At 56.0% G+C, this 14,075-nt stretch carries 17 protein-coding genes; 11 read left to right on the forward strand and 6 right to left on the reverse strand.

Going from position 1 to position 14,075, the window contains the following annotated elements; all coding sequences use genetic code 11:
- Positions 1 to 536 precede the first annotated feature (536 nt).
- From ACNKU7_RS14540 to ACNKU7_RS14550, 3 genes are all read left to right on the forward strand, one after another.
- On the forward strand, positions 537 to 998 hold the full coding sequence (locus ACNKU7_RS14540) for a hypothetical protein (protein ID WP_418297721.1): 462 nt from the start codon (positions 537 to 539) through the stop codon (positions 996 to 998).
- 38 nt (positions 999 to 1,036) lie between these two features.
- The gene (locus ACNKU7_RS14545) at positions 1,037 to 1,579 is read left to right on the forward strand and encodes a DUF2846 domain-containing protein (protein ID WP_418297722.1); all 543 of its coding nucleotides are present in this window, start codon (positions 1,037 to 1,039) and stop codon (positions 1,577 to 1,579) included.
- 79 nt (positions 1,580 to 1,658) lie between these two features.
- A complete protein-coding gene (locus tag ACNKU7_RS14550; protein WP_418297723.1) occupies positions 1,659 to 1,928 on the forward strand; it encodes a hypothetical protein in 270 nt (89 codons plus the stop codon).
- A 157-nt stretch (positions 1,929 to 2,085) separates the two neighbouring features.
- Here the strand turns inward: ACNKU7_RS14550 and ACNKU7_RS14555 are convergent, their stop codons facing one another.
- Genes ACNKU7_RS14555 through ACNKU7_RS14565 form a run of 3 tightly spaced genes read right to left on the reverse strand, consistent with a single transcriptional unit; the run spans position 2,086 to position 3,501 of the window.
- The gene (locus ACNKU7_RS14555) at positions 2,086 to 2,529 is read right to left on the reverse strand and encodes a hypothetical protein (RefSeq protein WP_418297724.1); all 444 of its coding nucleotides are present in this window, start codon (positions 2,527 to 2,529) and stop codon (positions 2,086 to 2,088) included.
- Positions 2,526 to 2,906 carry a T6SS effector amidase Tae4 family protein gene (locus ACNKU7_RS14560; protein ID WP_418297725.1) on the reverse strand — a complete coding sequence of 127 codons (381 nt, stop codon included), beginning with the start codon at positions 2,904 to 2,906 and terminating at the stop codon, positions 2,526 to 2,528. The genes ACNKU7_RS14555 and ACNKU7_RS14560 overlap by 4 nt, the downstream gene beginning before the upstream one ends.
- Positions 2,818 to 3,501: a winged helix-turn-helix transcriptional regulator gene (locus tag ACNKU7_RS14565; protein ID WP_418297726.1), complete on the reverse strand. Its 684-nt coding sequence runs from the start codon at positions 3,499 to 3,501 to the stop codon at positions 2,818 to 2,820. The genes ACNKU7_RS14560 and ACNKU7_RS14565 overlap by 89 nt, the downstream gene beginning before the upstream one ends.
- Before the next feature lie 182 nt (positions 3,502 to 3,683).
- On the opposite strand from ACNKU7_RS14565, the gene ACNKU7_RS14570 reads away from it, so the two are divergent.
- The 7 genes from ACNKU7_RS14570 to trxC all read left to right on the forward strand — a co-directional run bounded on the left by ACNKU7_RS14570 (position 3,684) and on the right by trxC (position 8,752).
- On the forward strand, positions 3,684 to 3,908 hold the full coding sequence (locus ACNKU7_RS14570; protein ID WP_226661170.1) for a tautomerase family protein: 225 nt from the start codon (positions 3,684 to 3,686) through the stop codon (positions 3,906 to 3,908).
- 284 nt (positions 3,909 to 4,192) lie between these two features.
- The gene (locus ACNKU7_RS14575; protein ID WP_418297727.1) at positions 4,193 to 6,235 is read left to right on the forward strand and encodes an extracellular catalytic domain type 1 short-chain-length polyhydroxyalkanoate depolymerase; all 2,043 of its coding nucleotides are present in this window, start codon (positions 4,193 to 4,195) and stop codon (positions 6,233 to 6,235) included.
- Between the two features lie 164 nt (positions 6,236 to 6,399).
- The gene (locus tag ACNKU7_RS14580) at positions 6,400 to 6,600 is read left to right on the forward strand and encodes a hypothetical protein (protein WP_418297728.1); all 201 of its coding nucleotides are present in this window, start codon (positions 6,400 to 6,402) and stop codon (positions 6,598 to 6,600) included.
- 84 nt (positions 6,601 to 6,684) lie between these two features.
- Complete coding sequence (locus ACNKU7_RS14585; RefSeq protein WP_418297729.1) at positions 6,685 to 7,269, forward strand: DJ-1/PfpI family protein; 585 nt, start codon at positions 6,685 to 6,687, stop codon at positions 7,267 to 7,269.
- Positions 7,270 to 7,399: 130 nt separating this feature from the next.
- A complete protein-coding gene (locus tag ACNKU7_RS14590; protein WP_418297730.1) occupies positions 7,400 to 7,735 on the forward strand; it encodes a hypothetical protein in 336 nt (111 codons plus the stop codon).
- Positions 7,736 to 7,906: 171 nt separating this feature from the next.
- Positions 7,907 to 8,254 (forward strand): GFA family protein, encoded by a 348-nt coding sequence (locus tag ACNKU7_RS14595; protein ID WP_418297731.1) that lies wholly within the window; start codon positions 7,907 to 7,909, stop codon positions 8,252 to 8,254.
- A 42-nt stretch (positions 8,255 to 8,296) separates the two neighbouring features.
- On the forward strand, positions 8,297 to 8,752 hold the full coding sequence (gene trxC / locus ACNKU7_RS14600; protein ID WP_418297732.1) for a thioredoxin TrxC: 456 nt from the start codon (positions 8,297 to 8,299) through the stop codon (positions 8,750 to 8,752).
- A 286-nt stretch (positions 8,753 to 9,038) separates the two neighbouring features.
- On the opposite strand, the gene ACNKU7_RS14605 is transcribed toward trxC, so the two are convergent.
- From ACNKU7_RS14605 to ACNKU7_RS14615, 3 genes are read right to left on the reverse strand one after another with little or no spacing between them, the layout of a single operon-like run.
- The gene (locus tag ACNKU7_RS14605) at positions 9,039 to 9,548 is read right to left on the reverse strand and encodes a nuclear transport factor 2 family protein (protein ID WP_418297733.1); all 510 of its coding nucleotides are present in this window, start codon (positions 9,546 to 9,548) and stop codon (positions 9,039 to 9,041) included.
- 55 nt (positions 9,549 to 9,603) lie between these two features.
- Positions 9,604 to 10,260, reverse strand: coding sequence for a thiopurine S-methyltransferase (tmpT, locus tag ACNKU7_RS14610; protein WP_418297734.1), 657 nt, complete (start codon positions 10,258 to 10,260; stop codon positions 9,604 to 9,606).
- A gap of 21 nt (positions 10,261 to 10,281) precedes the next feature.
- Complete coding sequence (locus tag ACNKU7_RS14615; protein WP_418297735.1) at positions 10,282 to 11,235, reverse strand: hypothetical protein; 954 nt, start codon at positions 11,233 to 11,235, stop codon at positions 10,282 to 10,284.
- 94 nt (positions 11,236 to 11,329) lie between these two features.
- Between ACNKU7_RS14615 and hrpB the strand changes: the two genes are divergently transcribed.
- Positions 11,330 to 13,867 (forward strand): ATP-dependent helicase HrpB, encoded by a 2,538-nt coding sequence (gene hrpB / locus ACNKU7_RS14620; protein ID WP_418297736.1) that lies wholly within the window; start codon positions 11,330 to 11,332, stop codon positions 13,865 to 13,867.
- Positions 13,868 to 14,075: the final 208 nt, after the last annotated feature.

Consider the following 14,075-nt stretch of genomic DNA (forward strand, 5'->3'; position numbering starts at 1 on the left):
CTGGGTTACACAAGTCCAGCAGAGTATGAGCGCAAATGCGCATAGTTATAGTGTCTACTTTTTGTGGGTAAGACCAGAGTCTCAATAGGCAAAAGTGCATTGATAAAGAAAATAATATGTATGCTCTTGCTCGGAGTGCAGATGTTGGCCTGTTCATCTCCCCCAAAAGAGCATTGGCTGTCTGCTAAAGAATTTAGAGCATCATTCGAGCGAGATTGCTTAATCATTAATGGTATAGAGGAATTGCACGGTTCTACATGGTATACCGTTAATGGAGTTCAAGAGGGCAAGCACACCAATGAGTCATTTTCATTAGAGGAAATGTCAGAATGGTTGAGGTCATGTGGTAGAGATCCAGCGGGTGTATCCAAAATCCGGGAGTAAAACTCATAACAAAGCCGAGCAGGTTGCTCCGGGTCTTCGGCCCTCCGCGGGACAGCTTACCTTGTGCACATTTGCGCAGGTCGCTGCGCGCCCATTTTTGCGCAAAACGCGCACAAGGTAAGCTGCCCCTGCCGGCGGCGTTATGTGAATCTATGAATATCGAGAGTACCGTCAAGGCAACACTGATTGCGCCATGGGCATCATTGCTCGTGGTTGTGTTTGCTTTTGGCAGTTACCTGCTAGAAATGGAGCCTGACCATTTCCAACAAATGTTATCGCAAATTCCCGGGCTACTATTCGTTCTTGCAATGTTTGTCTTTGGCTTTGTGGGTACTTCGTATTTATTAGTGTTGGTTTGCGGCGTTCCAGTTCATCTAGTCCTGAGAAAACTCAATATCACACATTGGTCAGTTTACATTTTGCTCGGTGTAAGTATCGGCTTGCTGTACCAATACATTCAATTAATAGGTAGCTCTATGCCAAGCCAGCTCCGAGAAACAGGCTATTTCTCGTATGCTATATCCTCGTTACTCGTGGCAACGGTATTTTGGTATATCGCAGTAAAATCACATAACAAGCAAAGGCAGCATCGCCCTGCGGGCTGGACGCGCTAGCGCGCGCCGCTGCTTTGGGCGTTAGATTTGGAGAAGCCATGAGAACAATAATATTATTTGTGTGTTTAATCTTGGTATCCTGCGCAAGCCCTACTGTAATAAAGGGTGCGATGTATTCTGGGCAAGAAGAGGTTCCCAGAGAAAAAGCTATTGTTTACCTGTTTAGGCCAGCTGCATTTGTAGGTAGTGCCCGAGAATACAATATGTTCATAGATGGAGAGGTAGCAGCTGTTCTAGCCAATGGTACTTACACCACGGTTGAGCTCTCTCCAGGAGAGCATTCTTTTGGTGTTCAAATTGTTAAGAATTGGATGGGCGGAGGTCCGTATTTGGAGACAACTTATAATATCGAACCCGGAAAAGAGTATTTTCTCGGCTATTTCAAATCACTTCCTCTTGGTGGTTCGAAGCAATCAGACTATTTTCTCCATAAAAAGCAGAGTGAGGTATTTAGCGGTCTCCATGAAGGTGGATTATTAGATGCGGATCATTTAATTGGTTTCGTGCATAAACAGCATGCACTCATGGAGCTTCAAAAGTTGCGTTTGGCTGTTGGTTTTCAACTCACGAAAAAAATCTAACAAGCAGCGGCAGAGCGACAGCCAACGCTGGGCGTTAAGTGTCCGAGCTACCTAAAGAATTCAAGAGGGAACTAGAAGTATGCCGAAAAAGACAGTAATTGGAGAGTTGGAAGGCGAGCGCCTAATCGTAGAAAATACGTGGTTTAGCGGTATTCGATTGTTTCACGGGGAAAAAATGATTGGTGTAAATAACCAAATATTCTCTGTGAGCAAAGACAGTCCGTTAATACGGAAAGAAATTGTTGTTGGTGGTGTCAGCCGGCTAGTAGAGGTATTCGCTGTTGCTTTGCTCACGGTCAAGATTCAGCTGAAAGTTGACGGCCAGCACCTCGCGGGGCATCGGCTATAAAACACTTAACAATCATGGGCAGTGAAGCTCCGGCCCTTCGGACCTCCGCGGGACGTCTTAGCATATGCGCGTTTTGCTCGGTCGCTTCGCGCACAATGCAAACTGATCCTTGCAAGTGCTGCTACTCGCAAGCCCATCGAGCGTTCTCAGAGGACATTTAATCGTACTCCCCAGCGGGCATAGATTTTAATATCTCCAATCCGCCGGGGATATAGTGAAACACATCTCGATAGGCGATTTCATCGCCACCGCTAGTAGCGCATACTTCAACATCACGTATATGGTCTGGTACAACCATTTCATCCCCGAGCACAAACCACTGAGACTGGTAAGAGCATTCCGACGTAGAGCCTTCGGGTTTCCCCATAATTATGAAAACCGTGGCCCTCGCCTGGTGGTATGTATGTGATCGGATTTTTCCATTCTTGTCCTTGACAAAAATGCACGGTGGCTCCAGGTTTGTCGATACCCTTTCATCCGCATACTGTACGACGCATACGTTGCTCGAATTATCGATGCTTAAATCGTCATCGGTAGTTGTACCGCAGGCCGCAAAAGGTAACGCTGCGGCCAGTGAAATCAGCGTCAGAACCTTATTCATTTCGCCTCCCAAAACCACAATTGGTTGCCCCTATCTAGGTAACTGACGGAGCCTGCCTTTAACCTTTTGCCATCCCACAGATCTATATGATCAGTCGATCCCCAGCCGTTGTTTATGTAAACCACACCTTTCTTACCTTTGATCACATATCTTTCGGCAATATCACTGTTTTGAAAAATATTCGGATGCCCAAAAATCGCTTTGTTCGCCTTCATCCAGGTTGCTAATTCGTGGGCTGCGGGAATAGCGAGATATTTTGTCGGTATACTGGTCAGTAATGCTTCGAATCTAAATCTGCCTCGCCGAAGGAATCCCCGCAAAAATACTATCCGAAATCCAGCTCTGGATATTGCGCGTAAGCGCTGACGGCCCCACAAGTTTCATGCGGTTATCCGCTATGGCATCACGATAGCTTTCATCACCCATCCAGCAGTTCACCATGGTGCGCAGGTCTGTGGTGATGTATACATCGACGTCCTGCCCGGGGTCTTCGAGGCAGATATCCACGTTGCAGCCTTTGACCATCAGCCACCAGCTGTGCAGCTTGTCCAGATCGGTGAAGCGGAACTGGATGACGGACTGATCGCCCGGCAGCATATCGGTTTTGAGGCTGCGCTGGAGGTAGAGCATCAGCAGTTCCACATCGAGGTCGCTGTCGCGGATGTCACCACGGGCCCAGCGCATGCCCCACTCACCCACCAACTGCAGCACCGGCAGTGTTTCCTTGCCGGCCTGAGTGAGGAAGTATTCATTGCCCCGCTGCCCGGGAATCTTCTTGCGCAGGATCAGCTCGGCGTCGTACAGCTCTTTGAGACGTTTGGTGAGGATGGTGGGAGAGATGAGAGGCAGGCCGCGCTGCAATTCGCTGAACCGCGTGCCGCCCATATGCAGCTCGCGCAGGATCAGCATTGTCCAGCGCTCGCCGAGCAGATCCATTGCTTTGGCTATGGGGCAGAATTGACCGTATTCCATGGTGTGCTCCGCTATTTGACGCCTTCCTGGCTGTAGTTTTTGATTTGTAGTTGGTTACTACAGAAAACGTAGTGAATTGCTACATTCCGCGAAGCATCCTAATCAAGCCGGCCTCAGTAATCTACTCCCATCAGAGCACAGTGTTCTGGTTACTTATCAAACACGGACTTAGGAGAATTATCATGCCATTGATTACTGTAAACCTGATCGAAAACGTATTCAGCCAGGAAGAGAAAGCCGAGATCATCACCCGCCTCACCGATACCATGGTCGCCATTGAAGGTGAACACATGCGCTCGGTCACCTGGGTAAAAATCGAAGAGGTACCGGAAGGCCAGTGGGGAATCGGCGGCACCGCACTGACGGCCCCCATGGTGCACAAGCTGCAACGGGAGGGCGCGCTGTAACCCACTCCCGACAGAGGAAGGCCGGTACCCGCCGGCTTTCCTGACTTTGTTCCAACCTCACCCCACCTGCTCGCTCGTGCCCCGATCCATCGCGAGATAAGCCAAACGCCAAACTGCGAACCATCCGGCACTTTAGGCGTCACTCTACAACCTTGGTCTAGTGGCCTCCGCCCTGCCCGCCAATAAGCTTGAAAGGCAAACGTCGTCGGCGCAGCTTGCTTAAGCCCCCGCGCTTATATCGTTTGTGCAGTGCAAACATAATTCAAATAATGAAGGTACTAGCGATGAACGATATCAGAACACCCAGCAAGGGTGTCGTTACCCTGTTTCTGTATTTTCTATCCGGGCTCTTTGCCACAGCTGCCAGCGCGGGCAGCTGGCAGCAGAGCCAGTCCATCGGCGGGTTCAGTGCGGTGCATGTGTATACGCCGGATTCGGTATCACCCATCGGCAACGGCAAGGCGCTGCTGATCGTGCTGCACGGGTGCTCGCAGCCAATCAACAATTACCTCACGGCAAACCTGGAAGATGCCGCCGAGCAGTACGGCATGGTGGTGGCGGTGCCGGATGCCATGAACAAGGCCGGGTTCAGCTGCTGGTCTTACTGGCAAGGCACCAAGTCGCGCACGGCAGGCGACTACAAAAACCTGATCACGCTGGCCAATACCATGAGCGGTGATACCAGCCGCAATATCGACCCGGACCAGGTGTATATCGCCGGCCTGTCTTCCGGTGCCGCCTTTGCCAACACCACCGCCTGCCTCGCACCGGACGTGTTTGCGGGCATGGGCGTGGCCGCCGGCCCGAGTATCGGCACCAGCTCCAACGGTGCCCTCGGCCCCTGTGAAGCGGCGGACGTGACCACACGCTGCAATACCTATGCGGGCAGCTACTCAAGCAGCTTCGCCACCCAGATCGCATCCATCGCCCAGGGCGATGCCGATACCACGGTGAACCAGTGCTACAACCAGCAGAACGCCGATGGCATGGCCGGGGTGTACGGCGTGGCCAAACTGAGCGGCACCAACACCATCAGCGAAGGCAGCGCCCGCACTGCGGAGGAAACTCTGTGGGACGACGGCCGGGTTTCCATGCTAAGGCTGAACGATGTCGGCCATGCCTGGTCCGGTGGTGAAGGCGCCTCCGGCGGTTACATCTCCGCCGCCAGCATCAATTATGCCTCCTACCTCGGCCAGTACTTCGCGGCCAACAACAAGCGCGTCGACCGCAATGTCGGGCCGGAGATCAGCAACCTTGCCGCCAGCGAAAGCAGCAGTCTGCTGACGATCAGTGGCAACACAGTGGATGCTGAAGGCAGCGTGGCGAACGTCACCCTCACCATCAGCAATATTGATGGCGGCACGCCGGTGGTGACGGAAACCCTGAGTGTGCAGTCAGTGGATGCCGCCGGATTCTTCAGCGTGACCAGCTCGACCCTGGCCGATGGCCTGTACGAAATCACTGCAGTTGCCACTGATAATGAAGGCGCAGAAGGCGATGCCGCCAGCATCACCACCCGCGTCGGCCCGGAGCCGCCGGCAACAGCACCGGTGCTGAGTGATACCGCGGCCAACGTCAGCGGCCAGTGCGCGACGGTTACCGGCACTGTGGTGGATGCCAACCAGAACCTGGATTCTGTGATAGTGGCGTTTGCCAGCGGCAATGTGACCGCGAGCGTTAACGGCAGCAACTATTCCGCGCAGGGCTGCAACCTGCCGGGTGGCGAAAACACGGCAACGGTTACCGCCACCGACACCACCTCACTCTCCAGCCAGACCAGTGTCACCTTCACCATCGATGCAGGCCAGACCGGCGACTACAACTTCCATATCAGCGCCGGCCATATCACCTGGGGCGTGGGCTATTCGGCCTGTTACCTGGCTTTCGGCACCAGCCCGTTCACCATGCGTGAGTATCCGTCCGGCAGCGACTGCCAGTGGGTTGCCGACGGCAACAGCAGCTGCGCCGGCCCGGTACAGGCCTGCGCCTCTGGCAGCGGCAGTGGCGGCGAGCCGATTACCGACACCGATGGCGACGGTATTGATGACGCACTGGACAACTGCCCGAACACCGCCAATGCCAGCCAGGCAGACAACGATGGCGATGGCATTGGCAACGCCTGTGACAGCACGCCTGATGGCGACCTGACCTGCACCGAGTACACAGCCAATAACTATAACCACGTGCAGGCCGGCCGTGCGACCACCAACGGCAGCTACACCTATGCGGTCGGCTCCGGTGACAACCTCGGTTTGTACAATGTGTTTGTGACCACCACATTGGCCGAAACAGCCGCTGGTTACTATGTGAAGGGAAGCTGTCCCTGAACCGACTCCAGCTGTCTTTTGTTAAGAGTGCAGTAAATCCGAATCGGTCGTAGACTGTCCGCCACCCTGCCCTCGCTCACGCGAGGGTACGGGCGGCAAACACCAGGTGCGAAACGCCTCCACGGCTAATTTCGCACCATCACTGTTTCGGACAAGGACACTCGATGCTCAAATTCCTTCTCTGGCTAATACTGTTCGTCCTGTGCTGGCCACTTGCGCTGCTGGCACTTCTGCTGTGGCCATTCATCTGGCTCCTGTCGCTGCCGTTTCGCCTGATCGGCATCACCTTCGAGGCTCTGTTTGCATTCCTGCGAGCGGTGCTCATGTTGCCGGCACGTGTGCTGGGTCACAAACCAACAGCCTGAATCCGCCAGCATGGCGTTTCTGACCCAACCGGCCGGCACGTGGCCCGTTGAGCCAAGTAGCGCGGAAATCTGAGGACTAGCAGAATGAATGTAGGTATTTATATATATGAAAATGCCGAGGTGCTGGATTTTTCTGGCCCTTTTGAGGTGTTTTCAACCGCTAACCGCCTTGCCAGTGCGGAAGAGCAATTCGATGTGTTCCTTGTGGCCGAACATAGTACGCCGGTCGCTGCCAGAGGCGGCTTTAGTGTTAACCCCCACTACGATTTCAGTAGTCACCCAAAAATCGACGTATTGATTGTGGTGGGTGGCGTCCACACCGGCGAGCTCGCTAAACCCGAAGTAATCGATTGGGTGGCCGCCACATCGGAAAAGGCCGACATGGTAGCGTCCGTGTGCACCGGCGCATTCATTCTGGCCAAAGCGGGGCTGCTATCGGGCCTCAAGGTAACCACCCACTGGGAAGACATCCCTGATCTCGCACGTGCCCACCCGGATCTTACAGTCATGGAATCCGTGCGCTGGGTGGATGAAGGAAAACTCATAACGTCGGGCGGTATTTCCGCCGGCATTGATATGAGCCTGCATTTAGTTTCCAGGTTAGCCGGGTCAGAACTGGCCAATAAAACAGCCCGGCAAATGGAATTTGCCTGGCGAAAAAATTCGTAGCAGCCCCAGACAATCTGGTGCTTCAACCAGTAGATCTCGGCTCTTTGTCGAGCATAAACTAACTTGCTCGAAAATGGCTGGACATGGGATCAGCCAGCAAAACCCGTGGCACGCATTAATGAGGGAATAGATGAAACCAAAACTTGGACTAGCCTTGCTGGTATCCACACTACTATCCGCCTGCAGCGAGCCACTGCCACCGGAGAAGCTGCATTACTCTGGCATGTGGCGTGGCGGGCAGATGGAACTGTACATCTCGCTTGAAGGCAGTGTGAATTACAGTATCAGCAAAGGTAATAGCTCCCGATCCATTAATGGCCCGATCAAGGAATTTCAGGGCGATGACTTTATCGTCGGTATTGGCCCAATAAGCTCTACCTTCGACGTGAGCGAACCGCCACAACAGATTGACGGTGAATGGCAGATGGTGGTGGATAACGTGCGTCTCACCCGGATTTCAGACTGAAACCATTTGGCATGCGGCCGGTACAAAAGCCAAGTAGCGGTACAGAGAAGTTATGGTATCGAAGAAGAAATGACAGATTTTTTACGCGAAATTTTCCACGGGCGAACTCTGTTATTTACATGGCCCATGCGGTGGGCACCTATGCAATCCTTCAACCCAAATGACGCACAAATGAAAACTTTCGGCCGTTGCCACTGCGGTAACATCAGCATTGAAGTAGCAGAGTTGCCGACTGAGGTGACCAGCTGCAATTGCTCCCTGTGCCGGAGGTATGCCGGGCTTTGGGCCTATTACGCTCCCGGCGAGGTCAACATTCACTATAAGGATACGGAAAAGAGCGTTTACATCTGGGGCGACCGGGATATAGAGCACCATCGCTGCCATCACTGCGGCTGCGTGACCCACTACATCACCACGGAGAAGTGTCCGGTTAAGCGTGTTGCCGTCAATGCCCGGATGGCGGATCCCGAATTACTGGCAACGTTAAAAGTCCGACAGGTGGATGGTGCTTCGTTCTAGGCTGGTACACAATCTTACCCTGCCCGCTTTAGGAGACTCCCGATGGCTGATGCACAACTGACCCAGATCCTGTGCCCATCCTGCACCACGCCAAACCGCGTGCCGCGGCAGAGGCTGGGCGATGGCCCCCTTTGCGGCAAGTGCCGCGTGCCGTTGATCAGCGGCCAGCCGATCAACGCTACCGACGCCAATTTCCGCCGCTTTATCGACAAGAGCGACCTGCCCGTGGTGGTGGACTTCTGGGCCAGCTGGTGCGGGCCCTGCCAGCAGTTTGCCCCGGTGTTCAGCCAGGTGGCTGGTGAGATACCCACCCAGGCCGTTTTCCTCAAACTGGATACAGAGGCAAACCAGCAAACCGCGGCGGCCTTCCAGATACGCTCCATTCCCACGTTGATGGTATTTCACCGTGGCCGCGAGGTAGCGCGCTTGTCTGGCGCCCTGCCCAAGCCGCAGTTTGTGCAATGGGTAAACCAGCAGCTGGCCAGCATTCCACACTAGGCAGCAACACCAGTCCGGGGAGGACTGGTGCTCCGGCCGCCTACCAGTTCTCGGACAAGACAGAAGATAGCGGTAATGGGGAATACCAGCATATCCACCTGGATTCCGATTTCCCGGTGGAGCTGTCGGTATATCCTTGGCGGGAACTGCGCGTCGTCGGGCGTTCAAGTACCGATTTGAAGCCCATTCGGCGCCTGTCGGCCAACAAAGTACGCCAGTTGATCACCGAGGAACACTGGTCACTGTTCATAAAGTCAGGTGAAAGTCGGCCCGCAAATCCCTGGCCTTATTCGGCCCGGGAATCCTTGATCATTTTGGTAATCGACCTGGCCAACGCATTCGGCACCGGGAAATGCAGGTTGTACTGGGCGATCTTCCACTGCCCGCCTTCCCTGACCAGCACGCCGGTGCCACGGCATTCGCCATACGCTTCGTTATCCAGCAGCTCATCGAACCAGGCGACATCACCGTGCACCACGATCGTTCGATTCCGGGGCACATAGGTCCAGCCTTTGCCCTGGCTGAAATAAGGCCTGGTGAACGCCTTGAACGCATCGACGTCCCAGCGCTCTGTCGCATCGGTACCGAGAAAAACGCCATCTTTACTGAAGCGCTTAAAGTAATCCTCAAAATCGGCATTGGCGGCAGCCTGGTGAAACCCATCCAGTTGCGCGGCAATCGCCGACTGTTGCTTTTGCTCACCGGCATCGGCTGCAGCCAATGCCGGACCAGTCAGCAGCAAACCTGCCATGAACAGAACAAGCCCCATTACCCGGGATTTTGCATCGCCTTTCATAGATTCCCCTTTTGATGTGCAACAGTTGTGAAACTCGCCGAGCTACGGATCTTGTTCAGCCGTTACCCTCGCCGGTGCCCGGCTGCAGATGCCAGACTTTTTCCAGCGCCGCGACCTTGCCTTTCAGCCCCCCTGCCACATCGACCGCATCCACCAGTTGCAATACGTAACCGGCGCCATACAGCCGCTGCACTTCCTCGTCATCGACACAGAACGGCGGCCCCGGCAGCTGGCTCTGGTCGTAGTCGAAGGAGATGAGCAACTGCGGCGTAGTGCCTGTCAGCTCCTGCAAATGCACGGCATACTGCTGCCGCATGGGCTGCGGCAGGGCGACGAGTGCGGCGCGATCATAAATAGCGTCAACAGGACCCAGTGTCTCGTGGCGCAACTGGAAGATATCGCCAACGAAGATATCCAGCCCCTCGCTACGGTAATGCTTCAGGGCCCCCTCTTCGGTAACTTCTGGTGTGAGCGCCAATTCTTCGAAAAGCTGCTGCACCGCCATTTCGCTTAATTCGGCTCCGGCAACACGGTAGCCCTGGGCCAGCAACCAGTGAATGTCCAGGGTTTTGCCACACAGTGGCAGAAACAGACGCGCACCCGGCGGCAGTTCCAGCAGCGGGAAATGCTCAACCAACAGCGGATGCGCCTCCGGGTTGTGAAAGCCGATTTCGTTTTTCTGCCACTTTTGCAGCCAGAAGGATTTTTCCATGGGTGTTCAATTCCTACTCATTTAAATCTGCACATGCCCCGTGGCAACTTCCCGCGACGAACCCGACACTTCGCGATTGCCAGCCTGGGAATCCGGAAGCGTTACCGACCAGAGTCTTGGCGGAAGACTGCGCCGGGGCGACCTCGGTCTGCTGGGATCCGCAGTCACCAGCAAAGCGCCATCCCGCCATTCCACGTCGACAATGGTTCCTGCCTTAAGCGACAGGCGAAGCAGGTTTATGCCGTCAGGGTTGCGGGGTGTATAGGCCCGCAGCACCGAGTATCTCGGTGCGCTGCTCAGACCGCCAAATCCGTAACTGAGATGATCGACATATATGGCCACCAGAACGCCATCAAATCCAGCTGGCGTGAAGGTTTTTGGCGGCCTGTCGTGGGTAAAGTACAGATTTTTTTCCAGCAGCGTGTAGCGGTAGTCTCTGTGCGACACCTGCCATAGTGCGGTGTTGCCGTAAGGTCGCTCGACGCGGTCACCGGCAATCAGAAACCACTCCGAGTTTATCCCGCCCACATGACGGAACCCGGTAAAGGGGCCGCTGGAAAAATCGGCAAGCTCCTGCCCGGGCTTGTAACCATCGCGTACGAATATCCGGCCATCGTACAGGATCTTGTCCACCTCGGCGCCAGCCCCTGCCAGAACCTGCACCGGGCGGCGGGGATCATGATCAAACACCCGCTCACCCTGCTGCAGCTGCCCCTCAGGGGTGAGCAGCCATTCCTCAGCGTCGGGGACACTCCCCGCGCCCGGGTTGTGCTCCCGCTCAAGGGGCGGCCGTTGATGGGGTATCTCAGTGACCGCCACGCCGGGCAGTAGCGGGCGCATGGCTTTGTCCCTCAGCGCCGTCAGCTCGGTAATCTGCGGGTCAAAAATCATCCGCAGAAAAACAAACACAAAAAATAGAAACATGGCCGCGCCACAGATACCGAAGCCGATACCAATCCATTTCAATATTTCCATAAACATCCTTTTACCTTGACGACGCAGCGCACTATCGGGGTACTGCGGTGACGCCATCCTACCCCAGGAAGTCGATATCGCTATAATCGCCGCCATGTCAGAGTTACCCATATACGAAGTGCTGCCAGCCCTGCTGGACACCCTCAACACTCACAGCAACGCGGTTCTGCAGGCCCCTCCCGGCGCCGGCAAGACCACGGCTGTGCCTCTCGCCCTGCTCAACGCGCCCTGGCTGGACGGCCGCAAGATCATCATGCTGGAGCCAAGGCGCCTGGCGGCCCGCTCTGCAGCGGCGCGCATGGCCGATTTGCTCGGGGAGCCAGTCGGCAAAACCGTGGGCTATCAGATCCGCGCGGAACGCAAATCCAGTGGCGACACCCGCATTCTGGTCGTAACTGAAGGCATCCTGACCCGGCTGCTACAGTCGGATCCAGAGCTTACCGACACTGCGCTGGTGATTTTTGACGAGTTCCACGAGCGCAATTTGCAGGGTGACCTTGCGCTGGCGCTGTGCCTGCAGTCACAGGAAATTTTGCGGGACGACCTGAAGCTACTGGTCATGTCGGCAACACTGGATGCCGAGGCCGTTGCCAACCTGCTCGATGATGCGCCGGTAATTACCAGCGAGGGCCGCGCCTATCCGGTGCATGTGGAATACCTGCCCCACCAGCAGGTACCCGACGATACCCGCCAGCTGCCCGCCCTGATGAGCCGCAAAATCTGCGAGCTGATCGATCAGCAGGATGGCAGCCTGCTGGCGTTTCTCCCCGGCGTGGGCGAAATCCGCCAGGTGGAGAGTGACCTGCGCGAATCCCTGGGTGGCCGCGCAGATATCCTGATCGCCCCACTCTACGGCGACCTGAAGAAAGAACAGCAGGATGCGGCCATTGCCCCCTGCCCCCAGGGCCGGAGAAAAATCGTCCTCGCCACCAATGTGGCAGAAACCTCCCTCACCATTGAGGGCATTCGCCTGGTGGTGGATTCCGGGTTGATGCGGGAATCCCGCTTTGATCCCAACACCGGCATGAACCGGCTGGTGACGACACAGATTTCCCAGGCGTCCGCCACCCAGCGTGCCGGCCGCGCCGGCCGCTTGAGCGCCGGTCACTGCCTGCGGTTATGGAGTGAATCCACCCAGCGCGGCATGGCGAAGAAAAACACCGCAGAAATTCTGCTGAGCGACCTGGCGCCGGTGATGCTGGAACTGGCGCAGTGGGGCGTCAGCGATGTGCGCGAGTTGCGCTGGCTGGATCTGCCACCCCCGGGGCCAACGGCGCAGGCCCAAGAGTTACTGATCGAATTGGGCGCGCTTGACCGGCAACTCCGGATTACCGGGCACGGCGCGCGGATGCTCAGCCTCGGCACGCATCCACGCCTGGCGCACATGATGCTGAAGAGCGTCGAGTTCGGCCTGCAAGAACCGGCAGCCCTGCTCGCCGCGCTGTTGTCCGAGCGCGATATCTTCCGCGGAGAACAGCGCTGGGATCGTGACATACACAAGCGCATGGAAGTGTTACAGGGTACAGCCAGGAACAGCCGCGCTGACCACGGTGCGATCCAGCGGGTTCGCCAGCAGGCAAAGATCTGGCGCGCACAGCTGACCGGCAGCCGGGACAATTCCATCGAGGCACCGGATCAGTTCGACAGCACCGGGGTATTACTCGGGCTCGCCTATCCAGACCGAATCGCCCAGAGCCGCCGCGACCGCGAGCGCCGCTTCCTGTTGTCGAACGGGCGCGGCGCCCACTTTTCGCACGACGATGAGCTGGCTCTGCAGGACTACATCGTGATTGCCGACCTCGACGGACAGGGCCGCGATGCCCGCATCCAGCTCGGGGCCCGTATCAGCCGCGATGCGGTGTGCCGCTATTTTGACGACCTTATCGAAACGTCGGAGTCCGTGCGCTGGGACAGCAACGCCGGGCGCGCAGTGGCCAGCGTGCAAACGACCCTTGGAAAACTGGTGCTGGAAGAAAAGCCGGCTAAGGATATATCCCCCGAGCTGATCAGCCGTGCCCTGCTGGACGCCATCCGCCAACTGGGACTGCGCTCCCTGCCCTGGACCCGGGAGGCCGGAAGCCTGCTCGAGCGCGTGCAGTTTTTAAACAGCCAGCAAGAAGCCCACCCTGATTTGCTGGAAACCCTGGCGCTGCCAGACTGGAGCGAGCATACGCTGCTGTCGTCACTGGACGCATGGCTGCTGCCGCACCTGGGTGGTTTCAGCAAACTGGATCAGCTCAAGCAACTGGACCTGAATACGATCCTTCTATCTCAGCTGGAGTGGCCCACCCAGCAGCGATTGGATGAGCTCGCACCCAGCCATATCCAGGTACCGAGCGGCTCTCGCATAGCCATCCAATACGCAGAAACCCCGCCGGTACTAGCGGTGCGCCTGCAGGAAATGTTCGGACTGGCGGAAACCCCGTCCATCCTGAATGGCCGCTACCCGCTGATGATCCACCTCCTCTCCCCGGCCCAGCGTCCGGTGCAGGTCACGCGGGATCTCGCCAGTTTCTGGAAAAACACCTATCAGGAAGTAAAAAAAGAATTGCGCATCAAATACCAGAAGCATTTCTGGCCGGACGATCCAACCACCGCACAGGCGACAAGTAAAACCAAGAAGCGCATGTAACCGGATCAAAAAATGGTACGAAGAAACCAAATTGCTCTGATAACAAACAAACTGGTTTCTTGGTACCAGATTCACATTTCTCGCTGATAAATCCCTGTATCGAACCCCCTTTGCTGTGCGCACGACAGCGATGTCATCAATCTAATTAATAGCGCGCCAATCTTGCCTTTTTCCCCGTGCCACTTTGATTTCTGCCCAGATCTGGGAC

This window comes from Microbulbifer weihaiensis (assembly GCF_048323715.1).
In the GTDB taxonomy this organism is placed as follows: Bacteria; Pseudomonadota; Gammaproteobacteria; order Pseudomonadales; family Cellvibrionaceae; genus Microbulbifer.